At 70.0% G+C, this 18,987-nt stretch carries 18 protein-coding genes and 2 pseudogenes; 9 read left to right on the plus strand and 11 right to left on the minus strand.

All coding sequences use genetic code 11. The annotated features are described in order from the left end of the window. Position 1: 1 nt before the first annotated feature. Positions 2-1,597, minus strand: coding sequence for a sensor histidine kinase (locus tag AC5JOC_RS16290; RefSeq protein ID WP_494246823.1), 1,596 nt, complete (start codon positions 1,595-1,597; stop codon positions 2-4). Next, positions 1,594-2,352: a response regulator transcription factor gene (locus AC5JOC_RS16295; protein ID WP_079003251.1), complete on the minus strand. Its 759-nt coding sequence runs from the start codon at positions 2,350-2,352 to the stop codon at positions 1,594-1,596. Before AC5JOC_RS16295 ends, AC5JOC_RS16290 begins: the two co-directional genes overlap by 4 nt. A 235-nt stretch (positions 2,353-2,587) precedes the next feature. Here AC5JOC_RS16295 and AC5JOC_RS16300 point away from each other — a divergent pair, with 235 nt between their 5' ends. From AC5JOC_RS16300 to AC5JOC_RS16315, 4 genes are all read left to right on the plus strand, one after another. Then, positions 2,588-4,111 (plus strand): ABC transporter permease, encoded by a 1,524-nt coding sequence (locus AC5JOC_RS16300; RefSeq protein ID WP_494246824.1) that lies wholly within the window; start codon positions 2,588-2,590, stop codon positions 4,109-4,111. A 90-nt stretch (positions 4,112-4,201) separates the two neighbouring features. Then, entirely contained in the window at positions 4,202-4,882 is a 681-nt protein-coding gene (locus AC5JOC_RS16305) for an ABC transporter ATP-binding protein (RefSeq protein WP_494246825.1), read from the plus strand. Between the two features lie 222 nt (positions 4,883-5,104). After that, on the plus strand, positions 5,105-6,862 hold the full coding sequence (locus AC5JOC_RS16310; RefSeq protein ID WP_159879904.1) for an MDR family MFS transporter: 1,758 nt from the start codon (positions 5,105-5,107) through the stop codon (positions 6,860-6,862). 17 nt (positions 6,863-6,879) lie between these two features. After that, positions 6,880-7,440, plus strand: coding sequence for a MarR family winged helix-turn-helix transcriptional regulator (locus AC5JOC_RS16315; RefSeq protein ID WP_494246826.1), 561 nt, complete (start codon positions 6,880-6,882; stop codon positions 7,438-7,440). Positions 7,441-7,447: 7 nt separating this feature from the next. Here AC5JOC_RS16315 and AC5JOC_RS16320 read toward each other — a convergent pair whose 3' ends face one another. Continuing rightward, complete coding sequence (locus tag AC5JOC_RS16320; RefSeq protein WP_124767346.1) at positions 7,448-8,287, minus strand: NAD-dependent epimerase/dehydratase family protein; 840 nt, start codon at positions 8,285-8,287, stop codon at positions 7,448-7,450. Positions 8,288-8,396: 109 nt separating this feature from the next. Here AC5JOC_RS16320 and AC5JOC_RS16325 point away from each other — a divergent pair, with 109 nt between their 5' ends. Then, on the plus strand, positions 8,397-8,657 hold the full coding sequence (locus AC5JOC_RS16325; protein WP_064294542.1) for a thioredoxin domain-containing protein: 261 nt from the start codon (positions 8,397-8,399) through the stop codon (positions 8,655-8,657). 85 nt (positions 8,658-8,742) lie between these two features. Here the strand turns inward: AC5JOC_RS16325 and AC5JOC_RS16330 are convergent, their stop codons facing one another. From AC5JOC_RS16330 to AC5JOC_RS16345, 4 genes are read right to left on the minus strand one after another with little or no spacing between them, the layout of a single operon-like run. Then, complete coding sequence (locus AC5JOC_RS16330; RefSeq protein ID WP_064294543.1) at positions 8,743-9,777, minus strand: sugar phosphate isomerase/epimerase family protein; 1,035 nt, start codon at positions 9,775-9,777, stop codon at positions 8,743-8,745. After that, positions 9,774-10,892: a Gfo/Idh/MocA family protein gene (locus tag AC5JOC_RS16335; protein WP_124767347.1), complete on the minus strand. Its 1,119-nt coding sequence runs from the start codon at positions 10,890-10,892 to the stop codon at positions 9,774-9,776. Before AC5JOC_RS16335 ends, AC5JOC_RS16330 begins: the two co-directional genes overlap by 4 nt. Beyond that, entirely contained in the window at positions 10,889-11,998 is a 1,110-nt protein-coding gene (locus AC5JOC_RS16340) for a Gfo/Idh/MocA family protein (protein WP_159879913.1), read from the minus strand. The genes AC5JOC_RS16335 and AC5JOC_RS16340 overlap by 4 nt, the downstream gene beginning before the upstream one ends. After that, complete coding sequence (locus AC5JOC_RS16345) at positions 11,995-12,741, minus strand: sugar phosphate isomerase/epimerase family protein (RefSeq protein WP_079706711.1); 747 nt, start codon at positions 12,739-12,741, stop codon at positions 11,995-11,997. Before AC5JOC_RS16345 ends, AC5JOC_RS16340 begins: the two co-directional genes overlap by 4 nt. Before the next feature lie 154 nt (positions 12,742-12,895). On the opposite strand from AC5JOC_RS16345, the gene AC5JOC_RS16350 reads away from it, so the two are divergent. After that, the gene (locus AC5JOC_RS16350; RefSeq protein WP_494246827.1) at positions 12,896-13,558 is read left to right on the plus strand and encodes a YqaJ viral recombinase family protein; all 663 of its coding nucleotides are present in this window, start codon (positions 12,896-12,898) and stop codon (positions 13,556-13,558) included. Positions 13,559-13,600: 42 nt separating this feature from the next. After that, the gene (locus AC5JOC_RS16355) at positions 13,601-14,827 is read left to right on the plus strand and encodes an ROK family transcriptional regulator (RefSeq protein WP_494246828.1); all 1,227 of its coding nucleotides are present in this window, start codon (positions 13,601-13,603) and stop codon (positions 14,825-14,827) included. A 129-nt stretch (positions 14,828-14,956) separates the two neighbouring features. Here the strand turns inward: AC5JOC_RS16355 and AC5JOC_RS16360 are convergent. Next, positions 14,957-15,568: pseudogene (locus AC5JOC_RS16360) on the minus strand (DUF998 domain-containing protein); the annotation flags it as partial. After that, complete coding sequence (locus AC5JOC_RS16365; protein ID WP_159879921.1) at positions 15,565-16,194, minus strand: Pr6Pr family membrane protein; 630 nt, start codon at positions 16,192-16,194, stop codon at positions 15,565-15,567. The gene AC5JOC_RS16365 and the pseudogene AC5JOC_RS16360, both read right to left, overlap by 4 nt. A 379-nt stretch (positions 16,195-16,573) precedes the next feature. Between AC5JOC_RS16365 and AC5JOC_RS16370 the strand changes: the two are divergent. Next, positions 16,574-17,161, plus strand: a pseudogene (locus AC5JOC_RS16370) (NADP-dependent oxidoreductase); the annotation flags it as partial. Between the two features lie 46 nt (positions 17,162-17,207). Beyond that, entirely contained in the window at positions 17,208-17,453 is a 246-nt protein-coding gene (locus tag AC5JOC_RS16375; protein WP_494246903.1) for a zinc-binding dehydrogenase, read from the plus strand. Here AC5JOC_RS16375 and AC5JOC_RS16380 read toward each other — a convergent pair. Both AC5JOC_RS16380 and rplA read right to left on the minus strand, forming a co-directional pair. Further along, the gene (locus AC5JOC_RS16380) at positions 17,434-18,117 is read right to left on the minus strand and encodes a GNAT family N-acetyltransferase (RefSeq protein WP_494246829.1); all 684 of its coding nucleotides are present in this window, start codon (positions 18,115-18,117) and stop codon (positions 17,434-17,436) included. The genes AC5JOC_RS16375 and AC5JOC_RS16380 overlap by 20 nt on opposite strands. Positions 18,118-18,196: 79 nt before the next feature. Further along, positions 18,197-18,886, minus strand: coding sequence for a 50S ribosomal protein L1 (rplA, locus tag AC5JOC_RS16385; RefSeq protein ID WP_079706704.1), 690 nt, complete (start codon positions 18,884-18,886; stop codon positions 18,197-18,199). Positions 18,887-18,987 lie beyond the last annotated feature (101 nt).

The raw sequence follows: 18,987 nt of genomic DNA on the forward strand, positions 1-18,987 counted from the left end.
ATCACTCCGCCGTCGGGACGAGGACGTCCGGGGTGGCGACGGCCGGTAGCTCGACGCGGAACACCGTCCGTCCTGGTGTGCTCTCGCACCTGACCGTGCCGTGGTGCGCGGCCACGACGGCGTGCACGATCGCGAGCCCGAGGCCGGTGCTCCCGGTGGCCCGGGAGCGGGAGTCGTCACCGCGGACGAAGCGCTCGAAGAGGTTGGGCTGCAGCGCAGGGTCGATGCCGGGGCCGTCGTCCGACACGGTCAGCACGGCGATCTCGCCCGCAGGACCGCTCTCGACCGCCAGCCCCGTCCGCACGGTCGTCCCGGCGGGCGTGTGGGTCCGCGCGTTGGCGAGTAGGTTGACGATCACCTGTTGCAGTCGGGACGCATCACCCGTGACGAGGACGGGCTCCTCGGGGAAGTCCAGTTCGAACACGTGGTCCGGCCCGGCGACATGGGCGTCGCCGACGGTGTGGATGACGAGTTCGGTGAGGTCGACGGGGCGCTTCGCGAGTTCGCGTCCCTCGTCCAACCGCGCCAGCAGCAGCAGGTCCTCGACGATCGTGGTCATGCGACCGGCCTCGGAGCGGATCCGGCCGAGGGAGTGGGTGACGTCCTCCGGCAGCGCGTCCGACTTCCGGGCGGCGAGTTCCGAGTATCCGGCGATGGACGCCAGCGGGGTCCGGAGCTCGTGGCTCGCGTCCGAGACGAACCGGCGCACCTTGTTCTCGCTCGCCTGCCGGGCGTTCAGCGCGGACGAGACGTGCCCGAGCATGCGGTTGATCGCCGATCCGACGCGTCCGACCTCGGTGCGCGGGTCGGTGTCCGACTCCGGTACCCGGACGGCGAGCGCCACCTCACCGCGGTCGAGGGGCAGTTCGGCGACGACCGCGGCCGTCGCGACGACCCGGTCGAGCGGGCGGAGCGAGTACCGCACGATCGCGAACGCGGCCAGCCCGGCGAGCAGCAGGACCACGACGCTCATGATCGCGATGAGGGTGACGAGCTGCATGACCGTCGACGCGACCTCGGCGAGCGGCAGCCCGATGATCCTCGTCGCGCCGCTCGCGTCGGTGACGGCGACGACGCGGTAGTCGCCGAGGTGCTCCCCGAGGTTGATGGTCGACGGTCGGTCACCGGCCGACACCGTGAGGATCATGGCGTCCTGACTCTCGGTGCACGGGACCGTGCTGCCGTCGGCGTTGAGGTATCCGGCGCTGACGATGGTGCCGTCGACGACGATCGCCCCGAGTGCGCCGGGGCCGAGGCCCGGAGCGCCGATGAAGGCGGGCGGCTCGCGCGTGCCCGAGCCACCGCCGTAGCCGTCCGGGATCGCGGCGTCGGGGATGGACTCCGGCGTGGGGAGTTGACCGTTGCGACCGTAGTCGACGATCCGCTCGGCGGCCTTCGTGAGCTGGTTGTCGACGCCCTCGGTGAGGAGGCCGCTCACCGCCACCGCGCTCGCGACACCGACGACGGCGCTGCCGAGGGCGAGGAGCCCGACGACGACGACCATGAGGCGTCGACGGAGCGTCCACGGAGCGCGCTTGGGGTGGGTGGAGTCGGTGGTCGTCGCTGCCGGGTCGGTGACGGGGGCGCTCGTGGTCACGAACCGACCGTCGGGATCTTCAACATGTAGCCGGCGCCGCGCACGGTGTGGATCATGGGCTCGCGCCCGGCGTCGATCTTCTTCCGCAGGTAGGAGATGTAGATCTCGACGACGCTCGCACGACCGCCGAAGTCGTAGCTCCACACCCGGTCGAGGATCTGGGCCTTGCTCAGCACCCGGCGCGGGTTCCGCATGAGGAACCGCAGCAACTCGAACTCGGTCGCGGTGAGTTCGATGGGCTCGCCGTCGCGCGTCACCTCGTGGCTGTCCTCGTTCAGCACGAGGTCGCCGACCACGATGTCCGGGCCGGACTCGTCGGCGGCCAGCAGGGTCGAGCGGCGGATGAGCCCGCGCAGCCGGGCGACGACCTCCTCGAGGCTGAAGGGCTTGGTCACGTAGTCGTCGCCGCCGGCGGTGAGGCCCGCGATGCGGTCGTCGAGCGAGTCCTTGGCGGTGAGGAACAGGACGGGGACGTCGCTCCCCGAGGTCCGCAGGCGGTTCAGCACCTGCAGGCCGTCCAGGTCGGGCAGCATGATGTCGAGCACGATGGCGTCCGGGCGGAAGTCGCGGGCGATCGTGAGGGCCTCGCGGCCGTCGGCGGCGGTCCGGATCTCCCAGCCCTCGTAGCGCAGGGCCATCTGCAGGAGGTCCGTGAGCGTCGCCTCGTCGTCGACGACGAGCACACGGACGGCGGTGCCGTCGGCCCGTTTGAGTGCGCTTCGCGCGGCACCGGGCGCCTGGGTCGGGATGTTCACGCGTTCAGTATTCGCCTCCGCCCTATGAGCTGTCTATGAACCGACCAGACGGATGCTGTGCCCTCCCCGAGCCGGCGAGGCGCCCACATCGACCTGGGCCGATTCATAGCGTCGCCGAGGCGCAGGCCAAGCGGGCCTCCGTAGCGTCCGGTCCAAGTCATCCGCGACGTGCGGATCGTCGGCGTCGCGCAACGGGGACGCCGGCACGTGCACCAGAGCAGAAGGAAACACAGACATGTTCGGAACGTATCTCCGGCGGGAACTCGTCGGTCGTCGGAAACAGACCATCATCATCGCCATCGGGATGGCGCTCGCCATCGCCCTCGTGATCATCGTCAACTCGGTCGCAGCCGGTGTGAAGACGGCGCAGGCGTCGGTGCTGGAATCCGTCTACGGGGTCGGAACGGACATCACCGTCAGTCAAGCCGCCGAAGCGCCGACGGAGGGCGGCGGCCCCGGCCAGAACTTCGACTTCGGCTCGGGCGACGGGTCGACGAGCGACGGCACGACGACCGTCAACCAGTCGCGGCTCGAGGCGGCGCGCGGCACGTCGACCTTCGACGCGACGGCGCTCGGCACGATCACCGACGTCGCCAACGTCGAGGCCGCCGCAGCCACCCTGTCGCTCACGAACACGACCTTCACGGGCGAGCTGCCCGACTTCTCGCAGGCGCAGGGATCCGACGGGACGGCAGGCGTGCCCGGCGGTGACGCGACCGGCGCGACCCCGCCGCAGGGCGGTCCGGACGGCGCAGGCGGGAGCTCCTTCGGCGTCGACTCCTTCACGGTCCTCGGTCTCGACCCCTCGGGCGACGCCGTCGGTCCGCTCTCGGCCGTCACCCTCAGCGACGGACGCTCGCTCGCAGCCGACGACGCGGGCACGGACGTCGCCGTCCTCGACGCCTCCTACGCGACCGAGGCGGGGATCGCCACCGGCGACACGATCGACATCGCGGGCACCACGTTCAGCGTGGTCGGCACGGTGACCGCCTCCGGAGCCGACGCCACGACCGCCTCGAACGTCTACATCCCCCTCGACGTCGCGCAGACGCTCGCCGGACTCGACGGCCAGGTCAGCGACGTGTACGTGCAGGCCGCCTCGTCGACCGACATCACGCAGGTGCAGACGGACATCGAGGCGGCACTGCCCGACGCGACCGTGAGCACCCAGGAGGACCTCGCGTCCACCGTGTCCGGCTCGCTCGCCTCGGCGTCGACGCTCGTGTCCAACCTCGGCACCTGGCTGTCGCTCATCGTGCTCGCCGCCGCGTTCCTCATCGCGATCCTGTTCACGATCTCCGGCGTCACGCGCCGCACCCGCGAGTTCGGCACGCTCAAGGCGATCGGCTGGAGCGACCGGCGCATCGTCGGCCAGGTCGCGGGTGAGTCCGTCGTGCAGTCACTCATCGGCGGCGCCGTCGGTGTCGCGGTCGGCCTCGTCGGCATCCTCGTCGTGAACCTCGTCGCCCCGACGCTCAGCGCGGCGGCGACGACCTCGGCCGGTGGCGGACTCGGCGGACCCGGCGGCGCCGCGGGCATGCCGGCGGACGCGGCGGCGGGAACGGCCGGTGGGTTCGGCGGCGCCCCGGGCGCTGCGGCCGCGACCACCACCGACATCGTCCTCCAGGCTCCCGTGACCGCGTGGATCATCGTCATCGCCGTCGGGATCGCCATCCTCGGCGGGCTGCTCGCGGGTGCCATCGGCGGGTGGCGCGCCTCACGGCTGCGTCCGGCCGAGGCGCTCCGCTCCGTCGCCTAGGCGACGCACCAGACGCCGCCGGGTGGTCGTCTCCCCCGCGACCACCCGGCGGTCCCACTTCTCACTCCGACCAGCAGAACGAAGGACCCCATGTACACGATCACCGGCCTCACCAAGCAGTACCGCCAGGCGAAGCGCTCGGTCACGGCGCTCGACGGCGTCGACCTCGACATCCCCGACGGACAGCTCGTCGCCATCCAAGGTCCGACCGGCGGCGGCAAGTCGACGCTCCTCCAGATGCTCGGCGCGCTGGACCGACCGACCGCCGGCAGCATCTCCCTCGCCGGCGACGACCTCTCGACGCTCAGCGAGACGAAGCTCGGCAGGATCCGCGCCACGGAGATCGGCTTCGTGTTCCAGGGGTTCAACCTCATCCCGACGCTGACGGCACAGGAGAACGTCGAGATGGCCCTGGTCCCGATCGGGACCCCTCGGGCCGAACGCGAGACCAGGGCTCGGGCGGCGCTCGCGTCCGTCGGACTCGCGGAGCGGGGTTCGCACCTCCCCGCCGAGTTGTCCGGCGGGCAGCAGCAGCGGGTGGCGATCGCCCGTGCGCTCGTCAAGGAGCCCGAGGTGCTGCTCGCCGACGAACCGACCGGCAACCTCGACGAGGAGACCCGCGACGAGATCATGGACCTCCTCGAGGGCCTGTGGCGCGACCGCGGGCTCACGGTCGTCGTGGTGACGCACGACACCGCGGTCGCCAAGCGCGCCGAGCGTCGTCTCCACATCGCGAACGGGAAGCTCAAGGACGTCACGACTCGGCGCTGATCGGCCACTCGGCAGGCTCGGGGAGCGGCTCACATCCGCTCCCCGAGCCACCTACTCCCTGTCGAAGGGCCACGGGAATACCCCGTCGTCGTGATTGGTTGACACTGATCAACTACTTCTCATATAGTTGACGCATATCAACTAGCTGACGTCATCACGATCGCGGAGCCCATGTCACACACCACTTCAACACCCGCCACGCCCGCTCGCGCGGACAACGGCATGACGCATCGCCAGGTGCTCGAGGCCCTCTCCGGCCTCCTCCTCGGCATGTTCGTGTCGATCCTCGCCGGAACCGTCGTCTCGACCTCCCTCCCCCGGATCATCTCCGACCTGAACGGCGACCAGACGGCGTTCACCTGGGTCGTCACGGCCACGTTGCTCGCCACCACCGTCTCGACGCCCATCTGGGGCAAGTTCGCCGACCTCTTCAACCGCAAGCTGCTCATCCAGCTGGCGCTCGGGATCTTCGTCCTCGGCTCGGCGCTCGCGGGCTTCTCGCAGGACACCGGCACGCTCATCGGCTTCCGCGTCCTGCAGGGCCTCGGCGCCGGTGGTCTCACGGCGCTCAGCCAGATCATCATGGCCGACATCATCAGCCCGCGTGAGCGTGGCCGGTACATGGGCCTCTTCGGCGCGGTCATGGCGGTCGGCACGGTCGGCGGCCCGCTCTTCGGCGGCCTCCTCACCGACTCGCTCGGCTGGCGCTGGAACTTCTTCGTCGGTGTCCCCTTCGCGATCGCCGCGATCTTCCTCCTGCAGCGCACGCTCCACCTCCCGAAGCGGAACGTCGGCAAGGTCAAGATCGACTACCTGGGCGCAGCCCTCATCGCCGGCGGCGTCTCGCTGCTGCTCATCTGGGTCACCCTGGCCGGGACGCAGTTCGAGTGGGCGAGCTTCACGACGCTCGTCATGGTGGGCATCTCCGTCCTCCTGCTCGCCGCCGCGGTCATCGTCGAGATCAAGGTCGACGAGCCGATCATCCCGATGTCGCTGTTCAAGAACCGCACCTTCACCCTCGCGGTCGTCGCGAGCATCTCGGTGGGTGTGGCGATGTTCGGCACCTCGGTGTTCCTCAGCCAGTACATGCAGCTGGCGCGTGGAGCGACACCGACGGAGTCGGGCCTGCTGACGCTCCCGATGATCGGCGGCCTCCTGATCGCCTCCATCGTGGTCGGGCAGTTCATCTCCCGCTTCGGCCACTGGAAGCCGTACCTCATCGTCGGCTCGATCCTCCTCACCGTCGGCCTGTTCCTCATGAGCACGATCCACTACGACTCGAACTACCTGCTCGTCTCCGTGTACATGTTCGTCCTCGGCGCCGGTGTCGGCATGGTCATGCAGAACCTCGTGCTCGTGGTCCAGAACGACGTCCTGCCGCAGCAGCTGGGGACGGCGAGCGCGGGTGTCGCGTTCTTCCGCAGCCTCGGCGGCACGATCGGCGTCTCGGTCATGGGCTCCGTGCTCGCGACGAAGGTCACCGACATGCTCTCCGACCGACAGGACGACCTGCAGGCGGCCATCGTCGCCCTCGGTGCTCCCGGCGCCAAGATCGCCGAGACGCTCTCGAGCGGCACGATCCCCAAGGTGAGCACGCTGCCCGAGTCGGTGCGGACCATCATCGAATCCGTCTACGGTGACGCGGTCGCCGACATCTTCCTCGTCGCCGCACCACTCGCGATCCTGACGATCATCGCCGTGATCTTCCTGCCGAACAAGAAGCTCGGTTCGAAGAACGCCGTGCAGCGCATGGCCGAGCAGGGCACCGGAGAGCCGGCCCTCGTCGGCGCGGCCACCGGTTCCGTCACGACGGCCACCGCGTCCACGTCGACCCAGTCGTTCGCGACCGGTGCGCTCGACGTGGCCGAGGCCATGATCGGTGGCGAGGCGGACACCCGACTCGAGCGAGGACGGGACGAGACCGCCGACGCCGACAGCGGCTCGGAGGCCGAGGCACACAGCCCCCGCCACGGCCGCTAGTCCGTACAATGCGAACGATGTCCATCGATCACGACGCCCAGGCCGGGCCGGCCGCTGCCGACGACGCAGCGGCCGGCACCGCGCACGACCTCGCGATCGGTGCCGTGGAGGAGCAGTTCGCGCTGCTCATCAACCGCATCCGCAACGGCATCCGCGACCGCGCCGAGCGGATCTCCCCCGGACTCCAGCCGGCCGGCTACAAGCTGCTCAGCATGGTCTCGCGCTCCGGAGCGATCCGCGCCGGTGCCCTGGCCGAGATGCTCGCGACGGACAAGAGCGCGGTGAGCCGCCTCATCCACCAGCTGGAGGAGCTCGGCCTCGTCACGAGGACCCCGGACCCCGAGGACGGTCGAGCCAGCCTCGTCGTCGCGACCGCCGAGGGCGAGCGCCGGATGGAGTCGACGACGGGCCAGCGACCAGGCGATGCTCTACCAGCAGCTCTCGTCCTGGGACGAGGCCGAGGTGCGGCGGCTCGCCGAACTCCTCGCGAAGCTCAACGGCGCCCTCTGAAGTCCCTTTCTCAGGAGTCCCCCGGAGCGCCGGGCTCGCGAGCGAGCGACGCGCCGAGGAACTCCTGAGAACGGGTCAGCGCCAGCTGTGCTTCGGGTCGTACCCGAGGACCTCGCGGGCGTGGTCGATCGAGAGCAGCGTCCCGTTGCCGGCGATGTCGCCGTTGACGGGCACGTCCGGGAAGACCTCCGCGACGAGCTCGACGTTGTCGCGCGACATGACCGTGTCGGCCGCAGCGATGATGAACCGGTCGAACCCGGTGGCCTGGTGCTCGAGCGCGAGCCGCACGGCCTGCGCGCCGTCACGGCCGTCGATGTAGCCCCAGAGGTTCCACTTGCGGAGGGTGGCGTCGGCGTCGAACGACGGGAACGCCGCGTAGTCGGCCTCGTCCATCACGTTGGAGAAGCGGAGGGCGATGATCTTGAGCTCGGGGTGCCACCGCGTGAGTTCGATCGCCAGCTGCTCCTCGAGGTGCTTCGAGAGCGAGTACGTCGACTCGGGTCGGGCGGCGTAGGCCTCGTCGACGGGGATGTAGGGCGGCGGGGTGTCGAACGGCAGCCCGAGGACGGTCTCGCTCGACGCCGTGACGATGTTCGTGATGCCGGCCTTGATGGCGGCGTTGAACACGTTGTAGGTGCTGAGGATGTTGTTCTGGAAGGTCGCCGTGTTCGTCGAGAGCCCCGGCGCGGGGATGGCGCTCAGGTGGACGACCGCGTCGAACCCGTCGGGCGCCTGCTCGTCGACACCGGTGAGGGCGTCGAACACCTGGCCCGCGTCACGCAGGTCGATGCGGACGAAACCGTCACCGCGCTCTCCCGCCTGGTCGAGGTTGATCACCAGGTGACCGTGCTCCCGAAGATGGCCGACCACTGTTCGCCCGAGCTTGCCCGAGCCTCCCGTCACTGCGATTCTCATGACGCCCATCCTGGTCCATCAACCCGCGATCGCGTGGACGATTGACAACTCCCCCAGGATCGGGCGACCGAAGCGGAATGGTCGACCGCCGGGTCGCGTTGGACGAGACGTGAAGCTCACCCTGTACACCTCCGCGTTCTGCGCCCCCTGCATGCAGGCTCGCGCCGTCCTGGCCGAGGTCCCGGCGCTCGTGGCCGGTGCCGTCGTCGAGGAGCGCGACGTCGCCTTCCGTTCGGCGGAGGCGGAGGCCGACGGCATCCGCTCCACCCCGACGGTCATCATCACGGCCGACGACGGCACCGAGGTGTTCCGCGCGACCGGCGCGCCCACGCTCAACCAGGTGCTCGTCGCGGCGGCGAAGGCGTTGTAGCCCTTCGACAGGCTCAGGGACCGAAGAGGCGGCTCAGGGACCGAAGAGCAGCTCAGGGACCGGAGAAGCAGTTCAGGGTCCGGGGCTACTGGGTGCTGAACGCCGCGTCGAAGGACTGCTCGGGCAGCTTCCAGAGCAGGTTCCGGATGTATCCGACGGCCTCCTCGGCTCCGTGCAGGCGGTCCATGCCGGCGTCCTCCCACTCGATCGAGATCGGCCCGGCGTAGCCGATGCTCGAGAGGGCACGGAAGGCGTCCTCCCACGGCACGTCGCCGTGACCGGTCGACACGAAGTCCCAGCCGCGTCGCGGGTCGCCCCAGGGCAGGTGCGAGCCGACGATGCCGGCGTGACCGGTGGCCGGCCGGATCCGGGTGTCCTTGCAGTCGACGTGGTAGATCCGGTTCGCGAACTCGACGATGAACCCGACCGGGTCGACGCCCTGCCACATCATGTGCGACGGGTCCCAGTTGAAACCGAACGCCGGGCGGTGGTCGATCGCCTCGAGGGTCCGGACACTCGTCCAGTAGTCGTAGGCGATCTCGGACGGGTGCACCTCGTGTGCGAAGCGGACACCTTCGGCGTCGAAGACGTCGAGGATCGGGTTCCAGCGGGTCGCGAAGTCCTCGTACCCGGCGTCGATGACGGAGGCCGGCACCGGCGGGAACATCGCGGAGTACTGCCAGATCTTCGACCCCGTGAAACCGACGACCGTGTCGACGCCGAGCTTGCGCGCGACCCGTGCGGACCGCTTCATGTCCTCGGCCGCCCGCTGGCGCACCCCCTCCGCGTCGCCGTCGCCCCAGGTGTAGTCGCGCACGATCGCCTGGTGGCGGAAGTCGATCGGGTCGTCGCACACGGCCTGGCCGGTGAGGTGGTTCGAGATCGCGAAGACCTCGAGGCCGTGCCGGTCGAGGATGTCGAGGCGGGACTGCAGGTAGGCGTCGTCCTCATCCGCGCGCTTCAGGTCGAGGTGGTCGCCCGAGGCCGCGATCTCGAGGCCGTCGTAGCCCCAGGAGGCGGCGAGGCGGGCGACCTCTTCGAAGGGGAGATCCGCCCACTGTCCGGTGAACAGGGTCACCGGGAGGCGGCTGGCGTACTGCTTGTCGGTGGTGTCGGTCATGCGGTGATCCTCTGCTCGTCGTCGGTGGAGGTGGCGATCGCTTCCCAGCGGCCGGTTTCGGCCGCGTCGAGGACGGCCTCGGTGATGCGCGCGGTGCGGAGTCCGTCGGCGAAGACGGGCAAGCCGTCCGGCGACTGCCCGGCCATCGCCGCGTAGCTGTCGGCCACGAACGCGTTGAAGGCGTCCTGGTAGCCCATCGGGTGCCCCGAGGGGACGATGGACAGGCGTGCGGCGTCCGGGTGCAGCTGGTCGGCGTCGCGAGGCAACACCTGCGTCCCCGACCGACGGCCGAGCCAGAGCGTCTCCGGCGCTTCCTGGTCGAAACCGATGCTGAGCTCCGTCCCGGCGACCTCGAGGTGCAGCCGGTTCTTCCGACCGGGCGCGACCTGCGAGACGAGCAGCGTGCCGATGGCGCCGCCCTCGAGCCGGATCACGACCGCGGCCGCGTCCTCGGTCGTGACCTCCGGGGTGTTCGCGCGTTCGGCGAAGAAGGTGCGGACCGTCGAACTGAGCTCCGTGATGCGCGCGCCGGTGATGAACTCGAGGAGGTCGACGAGGTGCGAACCGATGTCGGCGAAGGCGCGCGAACGGCCCCCGGCCGCCGAGTCGACCCGCCAGTTGTCGTCGGCCTGCGCGAGCAACCAGTCCTGGAGGTAGGACCCGCTGATCGTGAGCAGGGTCCCGAGGTCACCGGCGGCGACACGCGCCCGGGCCTCCCGGACGAGCGGGTGGAAGCGGTACACGAACGGCACCGTGCCGACGACACCGGCCTCGGCCGCGGCGGCGACGAGACGCTCGGCGGTCGCGGCGTCGGTCGCGAGGGGTTTCTCACAGACGACGTGCTTGCCCGCCGCGATGGCCGCGAGTGCCTGCTCGGCGTGGAGCGCGTTCGGCGTGCAGACGTGCACCACGTCGACCGAGGGGTCGGCCAGCAGCTCGTCGAGCGAGCCGTATCCACGCTCGAACCCGAGGCTCGCGGCGACCTCCCGCGAGCGTTCGGGTGTCGAGGCGACGACACCGACCAGCCGGGCACCCGCAGCGCGGGCCGCCCGGCTGTGGACGGTGGCCATGAAGCCACCGCCCACCACCGCGATACCGGGACCGGCCACGGTCATGCTCCGAAGGTGCCGTCCGCCGGGGTCCACGACTCCGGCAGCGCGGGAGCGAGCTCCACGGTGCTGACGACGTCGACCGAGGTACGGCTCAGGCCCGACTCGGCCGTCGAGACCATGACGTCGAGCACGTGGTAGGCGAGCTCACCGGAGGCGCGCTCGGGACGACCGGCGCGGATCGCCTGGGCGAGCTCGACCACCCCGGTTCCGCGACCCTGCGTCGGACCGGTCGACGGGATCGACTCGGGCTCCTCGCCACCGCCGTAGACGAGCAGGTCGCCCTCGAAGGTGTTCGGGTCGGGGACGACGAGCGTGCCGGTCGAGCCGGCGACCTCGAACTGCGTGCGGCCGAGCTTGGAGTCGAAGCTGAAGACGCTCTGCGCGAGCTGGCCGCTCTCGAACTCGAAGAGGGCGCTCACGTGCGTCGGCACCGTCACATCGAACGACTGACCGGCGCGCGGGCCGGATCCGATCGTCCGCTGCGGGAAGGCCTGCGAAGCCAGCGCGGTGACGCGGGCGATCGGACCGAACAGCTGCACGAGCGCCGTGATGTAGTACGGGCCGATGTCGAAGAGCGGACCGGCGCCGTCCTGGAACAGGAAGTCGGGGTTCGGGTGCCACGACTCCGGGCCGGGGCTCTGCATGAGGGTCAGCGCGGTGAGGGGCTGGCCGATGCCACCGGCCTCGACGAGTCGGCGGGCGGATTGGATACCGGCGCCGAGGAAGGTGTCCGGAGCCGTGGCGACGCGGAGCCCCTTCTCCTTCGCGGCGGCCAGCAGGGCCTGCCCGCTCTCACGGTCGAGCGCGAAGGGCTTCTCGCTCCACACGTGCTTACCGGCGTCGAGGATCTGCATGGCGACCTCGACGTGGACCTTCGGGATCGTCAGGTTGACGACGATCTCGATCTCGGGGTCGGCCAGGAGTTCGGCGACCGAGCCGTGGCCGGGCACCCCGTACTTCTCGGCCTGCGTCTTCGCCCGCTCGAGGTCGAGGTCCGCGACGAACCGGACGTCGAGGTCGGGGAAGGTGACCATATTGCTGAGGTACTGGTCGCTGATGACGCCGGCGCCGATGAGGCCGACACCGACCGTTCCGGTGCTGTTGCTCATGCCTGGACTCCGTTCGTGGTGAGGTACGTGAAGCTCTGCTCGAGCCCCTGGAAGATGTCGCCGTCGAACGCGTCGAACTCGACGACGCGGAGGGCCTGCGGTGCCGCGGCGAGGATGTCGAGCACCGGGACGACCCCGGCGCCCGCGGGCAGCTGCTTCAGCGTGTCGCGTGAGGCGTCGCCGTCCTTGACGTGGATGAAGCGCACACGATCGCCGATCGCACCGAGGACGTCGACCGCGCGGCGTCCGCCGACCTCGACCCAGTAGGTGTCGACCTCGAACACGACGGCCGGGTCGGTGAGCGCGGCGAGGTGCTCGAGCGGGCTGGTGCCCGCGACGTCGCCCTCGAGCTCCCACCAGTGGTTGTGGTAGCCCACCTGGACCCCGTGACCGGCGGCGACCGCCGCCGCGGCGTTCAGCTCGTCGGCGATCGAAGCGACCGTCTCCGCCGTGGCGAAGCGCTCTTCGGCGATGGCTGGGTCGATGAGGACCTGCACGCCCTGCTCCGCCGCCGCGCCGAAGGCCGCCGACAGGTCGATGTCGTCGGCGATGACCTTGCCGTGCGCGCTCGGGGTGGCGAGGCCGGCATCGTGGATGTCCTGCAGGCTGACGCCGGGACCGAAGCCGAACGGCTCGGCCTGGCGGAAACCGATCTCGGTCAGGCGCTGCAGCGCTGCGGCACGATCCGCGGTGAGCGGCTCCCGTACCGAGTAGAGCTGGACAGAGAGTTGGGAAGTCGACACGATGCTCCTCAATGATGATGGTGTCAGGCAGCCGCTGCTGCGAGATCCAGGCTAACCACACTTCTGTCGGTGGTCAAACAAAAGTCTCCCACCGGTCGCCGCTCCCCCGGCGACGAATACCGCAGGAGTCGGAAGCGTGGGGGACAATGGAGAGGTGAACTCAGCTCTGCTCTCCCGGATCGTCGCTGACTCCAGCGACCGCATCTCGTGGTTGCGGGCTCGTTCGCGCGGGATCACCGCGACCGACGTCGCCACCCTCTCGACCCCGGCCTCGATCCAGCGGGCGGCCGACGCGAAGCTCGGCGGGACGGGCTTCTCCGGCAACGCCTTCACCGACCACGGTCGCGCCCGCGAGCCGGAGATCGCCCGGTGGGTCGCCGCGACGCACGGGATCAACCCCTCGTCGGCGCTCTTCCGGGCCGAGGTCGAACACCGCCACCTCGCCACCCCCGACGGCATCGCCGTGACCGAGCGCGGGGCCGTCGTGCTCGCGGAGATCAAGACCACGACGAAGTCCTGGCGCTCGATCCCCCGCAACTACCTGCGTCAGGTGTGGTGGCAGCAGTACGTGATCGGCGCGGAGCGGACGCTCGTGGTCTGGGAGGAGCACAAGGACTTCGTCCCCATCGACGACGAACCGCTCTGTCGGTGGGTCGAGCGCGACGACGCCGAGATCGCGAAGCTGGTCGGCCTCGCGAACGCGCTCATCGACGAGCTGTACCACCGCACCAATCCAGCCGCCCGGCGCCCGGTCCTCCCGGAGCCCGCGCCCGTCACTCGGCCGCTCCGGGAACCCCTGCTGAGCGCCGACTTCTGACGACAAGTCGACAGAAGTCGGCCGAGGTGGTTGACTGTCGCCATGACCGAGCCGCTACGCCCCTCCCCCGGAGCACCGGGCGCCGGCGACCTCTTCCAACTCTTCCGCGGCGGTGAGGCACGCACGAAGTCGGAGTTGTGCGCCCTGACCGGCCTGGCCCGCTCCACCGTCTCCCTCCGGATCGACGCCCTCGTGGCCGCAGACCTGCTCCGTCCCGCTGGAGAGGCAGCCTCCTCGGGTGGTCGCCCGCCCGCACGGATCGCGTTCAACCCGCTCGCGCGCGTCGTCGTCGCCGTCGACCTGGGGGCGACGCACGGGACGGTGGCCGTCACCGACCTGGCCGGAGCGATCCTCGCGACGAGCCGCGCGGAGCTGCAGATCGCCGCAGGACCCGAGCCCGTCCTCGACTGGGTGGTCGAAGCGGCGTCGGCCCTGCTGGCCGCTCCGCAGACCTGGGCCACACCCCAGCCGGTCGCGCCCCCGGTCATCGGGATCGGGATCGGGCTTCCGGGGCCGGTCGAGCACTCGACCGGACGGCCGACGAACCCGCCGATCATGCCGGGCTGGGACCGTTTCGACGTCCCCGCCTACATCCGTCGGACCATCGACGTCCCGGTCCTCGTCGACAACGACGTCAACGTCCTCGCGCTCGGCGAGCACGCGATCTCCTGGCCGGACACCGACGACCTCGTCTACGTGAAGGTGTCCACGGGTATCGGTGCCGGCATCATCGCGGGTGGCGAGCTGCAGCGCGGGGCACTCGGTGCGGCCGGCGACATCGGGCACGTCCAGGTCCCCGTCGGCCGAGACTCCCCGCGCGCTGCGGACGACGAGCGCGACCTCGAGGCCATCGCGAGCGGGCCGGCGATCGCGACCGAGCTCCGCGCCCGCGGGATCGACGCCGTCAGCAGTCGCGACGTCGCAGCACTCATCCGCGCGGGCGACCGTACGGCCATCGAGACCACGCGGCAGGCCGGCCGGGAGATCGGTGAGGTGCTCAGTGTCGTGGTGAACCTCCTGAACCCCTCGGTGATCGTGCTCGGCGGGACGATGACCCGGGCGGGTGAACATCTCCTCACCGGTGTCCGCGAGGTGGTCTACCGCCGGTCGATGCCGCTCGCCACCGGACACCTCGGCATCGTCACCTCGACGGCCGGCGAGGAGGCCGGGGTGTTGGGAGCGGCGATCATGGTGCTGCGCGACGCCCTGTCCGCACCGGCGATCGACGCGATGACTCAGCCCCGGGCGCTCGACGCCGCGTCGACCTGACGCGCGTCCTCCAGCTGCGGAACCAGGGCGTCCGACGTCGTCCGCCTTCCCGACGGCGAGGACCTCCGCCAGGCCGTACCCGACGAGCCAGAACAGGGCGATGGTCATCGCCGCGAACTCCAGCCAACTGCCGACCTGCTGCCCGACCTCGGCGAGCGAGAGCAGGCCGCCGAGCCCCGCGACCACCGCGACGGCGGACCCGGCGAACCAGGACAGCCGCCGGACGGCGCGCAGCCGCGATCCGAGGGCCGACCCGATCATCGCCAGGCAGGCGAGGGCGAAGCCCAGCACGGCGAAGGAGATGTGCACCGCGTCCTGGAGCGTGAACAGCGGATTCGACGGGATCGGGCACTCGTAGGTGCAGGTCACCCGGGACGCCACGAGGAAGCACAGGCTCGACAGTCCCACGAGCAGCCAGGGGATGAGCAGCAGTCCAACCCTCGTGCGGCGCTGACCGGGCTCGCGGGACGGGACGACTCGCTGCAGCGCCACAGCGATGCTGAGACCACCGACCGCGACCATGAGCAGTGCCGCGTTGAAGACCGGAGCCGTCACCTCGCCGGTGGCACCGAGGCCGCTCACGTAGCTGTTCTTGCCGAGGCTGAGTCGTGCGGCCCAGATCATGATCGTGGCGACCACGACGAGCACGCCACCGATGATCGCGAACCCGAGGGCGACGGATCGGCGCCGACGGACGGCCGACGGGCGAGAGACCCGCTGGTCTGATGTGGCCCCCGTCATCCGCGGATGAGCCTCGTCCGGCTCAACGCGATGACGGCGCAGCCCATCAGGCCGATGAACCCGGCGATGGCGATCATGTAGACGACGACGGCTCCCCAGCCGCCGGGCTGCGCCGGGTTGAGGAACGGGTACGGGTACCAGCCGACGATCGATCCGCGGATCATCGTGTAGACGGTCCAGACGAGCGGGAACGCGATGATCGCCCACACCTGACGCCATTCCAGGCGGGACTTGCCGGGCGTCACGATCCAGACGAGCACCAGGTAGATCGGTGCGATGAGGTGCAACACCTCGTTCGACCAGCCGAGGGTGTGCCCCTGGTCGAGGGCGATGCCGCGCAGCAGCAGGTTGTAGACGACGCCGGTGGTCGCCATGTAGGTCACGACGCAGCCGAGGACCAGGTTGTACCAGGCCGGATCGCGTCGCAGCCGGAAGCAGAACCCGGCGCCGACCAACAGGACGATCGCACTCAGCGCGTTCGACAGGATCGTGAAGTAGCTGAAGAAGTTGACGAAGAAGTCGTCGGGCGCATCACCGAAGGACAGGGTGTAGACGAACTGGCCGACGATGGCGGCGATGATCACCCCACCCGCGATGATCCTGATGACTCCGAACAGTGCGCGCATTGCGCCACTGTATCGGAAGCACGCGCCCGACGATCGGGCGACAGCCGGGCCGCCGTGTCCCCCGAAGAGAGGGAATCGTTTCCAGCCAATTGACACCCCCGTAACAGCGCCGACTCATTCGACGGCTTTGATGAGAACAGAGCCGGACCACGCACCGGAGCGAGACTCGTCGCCGAGCCGACCTCCGCCGGGTGGAGCTTTCGGGGGATGAACGACGAAGGAGTACTCGATGCGTCAAGGAGTCGGACACTCCTGGTCTCTGGCGACAACCGCGGACGCGGTGAAGCCGGCACCGGAGACCATGCGAGCCGCGGTGATCGACGCCGTCGGCAGCCCTGAGGTCCTCCGGATGGAGACCGTACCGACACCGCGTCCGGTCATGGCGGAGTTCCTCGTGAAGGTCGTCGCGGCCGGCGTGAACCCGGTCGACGCCAAGACCCGCGCGGGCCGGGGCGTCTCCTCCGCCATCACGGCGATGCCGGCCGTCCTCGGGTACGACTTCAGCGGCATCGTGGTCGAGTCACCCTTCGCAGCTGCCGGCCTCCTGCCCGGCGACGAGGTCTACGGCATGACGAGCTTCCCGCGGACGGGCGGCAGCTACGCCGAGTACGTCGCGGTGTCCTCCCTGAGCCTGACGCGGAAGCCGACGACGCTGTCGCACGTCGAGGCAGCCGGGGTCCCTCTCGCCGCGCTGACCGCGTGGGGCATGGTCGTCGACGTCGCGAAGGCGCACGAGGGGCAGCGCATCCTCATCCACGCCGGGAGCGGCGGTGTCGGGCACTTCGCCGTGCAGTTCGCCACCTACTTCGGCGCGCGGGTGATCGCCACCGGCTCCGGTCGCAACGTCGGTTGGCTGCGCGAACTCGGCGCCCATCAGGCGGTCGACCACGAGTTGCACCGGTTCGAGGACGTCGTCGACCAGGTCGACGTCGTGATCGACCTCGTGGGCAACACCGTGGAGGACACGGGGTCGCGTTCCCTGCGGGTCCTCCGCCCCGGCGGGCTCATCATCAATGCGCCGACCGGTTCCTGGCCGACGCTCGAGGAGGAGGCCCGGGCCGCGGGCGTCCGCGCGACGCGGTTCACCGTGGCACCCGACGGCGCCACACTCGACACCATCAGTCAGGCTGCTGGAGTCCGGGGACGTCCGGGTGTTCGTCGACCAGGTGTTCGACCTCGACGCCGTCCGGCAGGCCCACGTGCTCCTCGAGGGCGGACACTCACGCGGCAAGATCGTCCTCAAGGTCGCCGACGGCTGAGGCTGCCGCCCTTCGACAAGCTCAGGGACCGGTGGGCGCCCTCGACAGGCTCAGGGACCGGAGGACCGCCCTTCGACGAGCTCAGGAACCGGAGGCCCACCCCGGTCACTGAGCCTGTCGAAGTGCGTCCCCGAAGACCTGCTCCATGACGAAGTCGTCGTGCCGCTCGGGCCCGACGAGGAACGTCTTCGTCCCCACGACCGCGAAGCCGCTCTTGCCGTAGAACCGGATCGCCCTGGCGTTCTGCTGGTTCACCCCGAGCCACACCGACGTCGACGCCTCGGGACCGGGCGTCGTCGAGCGTCGCCTCCATGAGCGTGCGCGCTCCGCCGGCACCGTGGCTCGCGGGGAGCACGTACAGCTTGCTGAGTTCCGCCGTCGGGCGGTGCGTGACCGCGGCGAGCACGTCGGGGTCGATCGGATCACCGAAGACGAGCATCGTGTAGCCGATGGCCGTGCCGTCATCGTCGTCGACGAGGAGCCGGAGCGCGCGTCCGGGATCGGCCAGGTAGCCGGTGAACCGGTCGAGGGTGAAGTGCTCGGCGATGAACGCGTCGATGTGCTCCTGCGCGGTGCCGGGTGGGCAGGCGAGGGCGAAGGTCGCTGCGGCGAGCGTGGCGAGGGTGGCGGCGTCGTCGGCCGTGGCGGTGCGGGTGGAGACCATCCCTGCATCGTACGACGCCACCCCGCCGGACGACGAAGGCCCGGTCGCGTGACGCGACCGGGCCTTCGTACTGGTGAGACTAGATGGAGTTGACGTCCAGCGGGATGCCGGGGCCGAACGTGGTCGACACGGCGCCCTTCTGGATGTAACGGCCCTTCGAGGAGGACGGCTTGAGGCGGAGGATCTCCTCGAGCGCGGTGTTGATGTTCTCCTCGAGCTGCGATGCGTCGAACGAGGCCTTGCCGACGACGAAGTGCACGTTGGAGTGCTTGTCGACGCGGAACTCGATCTTGCCGCCCTTGATGTCGGACACGGCCTTGGCCACGTCCGGCGTCACGGTGCCGGTCTTGGGGTTCGGCATGAGGCCACGGGGACCGAGGACCTTACCGAGACGACCGACCTTACCCATGAGCTCCGGGGTGGAGACCGCGGAGTCGAACGAGGTGTAGCCCTCGGCGACCTTCGCGATGAGCTCGTCGCCGCCGACCTCGTCAGCACCGGCCGCGATCGCGGCCTCTGCTGCCGGGCCCGTCGCGAAGACGATGACGCGGGCGGTCTTGCCCGTGCCGTGCGGGAGGATGACCGTGCCGCGGACCATCTGGTCCGCCTTGCGCGGGTCGACACCGAGCTTGAGGGCGACCTCGACGGTGCTGTTGAACTTGGCGGAACCGGTCTCCTTGGCGAGGGCGACGGCCTCGTTCGGGGTGTAGAACTTGTCAGCCTCGATCTTCTCGGCTGCGGCCCGGTAGGCCTTCGACTTCTGTGCCATGTGTGTTCTCCTATGAGAAATGTGGTCATCTGCGCCTGGCCGGCGCTGCCACGAGTGAAAAAGAAAGGTGCGAGGGTGTGGCCTGGACGGCTCACCCCGTG

This window comes from Plantibacter sp. (genome assembly GCF_059073635.1).

Coding starts and splice junctions, on each gene's coding strand:
- AC5JOC_RS16300 (WP_494246824.1), top strand. CDS start 2,588: ATGTTCGGAACGTATCTCCGGCGGGAACTCGTCGGTCGTCGGAAACAG.
- AC5JOC_RS16305 (WP_494246825.1), top strand. CDS start 4,202: ATGTACACGATCACCGGCCTCACCAAGCAGTACCGCCAGGCGAAGCGC.
- AC5JOC_RS16310 (WP_159879904.1), top strand. CDS start 5,105: ATGACGCATCGCCAGGTGCTCGAGGCCCTCTCCGGCCTCCTCCTCGGC.
- AC5JOC_RS16315 (WP_494246826.1), top strand. CDS start 6,880: ATGTCCATCGATCACGACGCCCAGGCCGGGCCGGCCGCTGCCGACGAC.
- AC5JOC_RS16320 (WP_124767346.1), bottom strand. CDS start 8,287: ATGAGAATCGCAGTGACGGGAGGCTCGGGCAAGCTCGGGCGAACAGTG.
- AC5JOC_RS16330 (WP_064294543.1), bottom strand. CDS start 9,777: ATGACCGACACCACCGACAAGCAGTACGCCAGCCGCCTCCCGGTGACC.
- AC5JOC_RS16335 (WP_124767347.1), bottom strand. CDS start 10,892: ATGACCGTGGCCGGTCCCGGTATCGCGGTGGTGGGCGGTGGCTTCATG.
- AC5JOC_RS16340 (WP_159879913.1), bottom strand. CDS start 11,998: ATGAGCAACAGCACCGGAACGGTCGGTGTCGGCCTCATCGGCGCCGGC.
- AC5JOC_RS16355 (WP_494246828.1), top strand. CDS start 13,601: ATGACCGAGCCGCTACGCCCCTCCCCCGGAGCACCGGGCGCCGGCGAC.
- AC5JOC_RS16365 (WP_159879921.1), bottom strand. CDS start 16,194: ATGCGCGCACTGTTCGGAGTCATCAGGATCATCGCGGGTGGGGTGATC.
- AC5JOC_RS16375 (WP_494246903.1), top strand. CDS start 17,208: ATGCGCCGACCGGTTCCTGGCCGACGCTCGAGGAGGAGGCCCGGGCCG.
- AC5JOC_RS16380 (WP_494246829.1), bottom strand. CDS start 18,117: ATGGTCTCCACCCGCACCGCCACGGCCGACGACGCCGCCACCCTCGCC.
- rplA (WP_079706704.1), bottom strand. CDS start 18,886: ATGGCACAGAAGTCGAAGGCCTACCGGGCCGCAGCCGAGAAGATCGAG.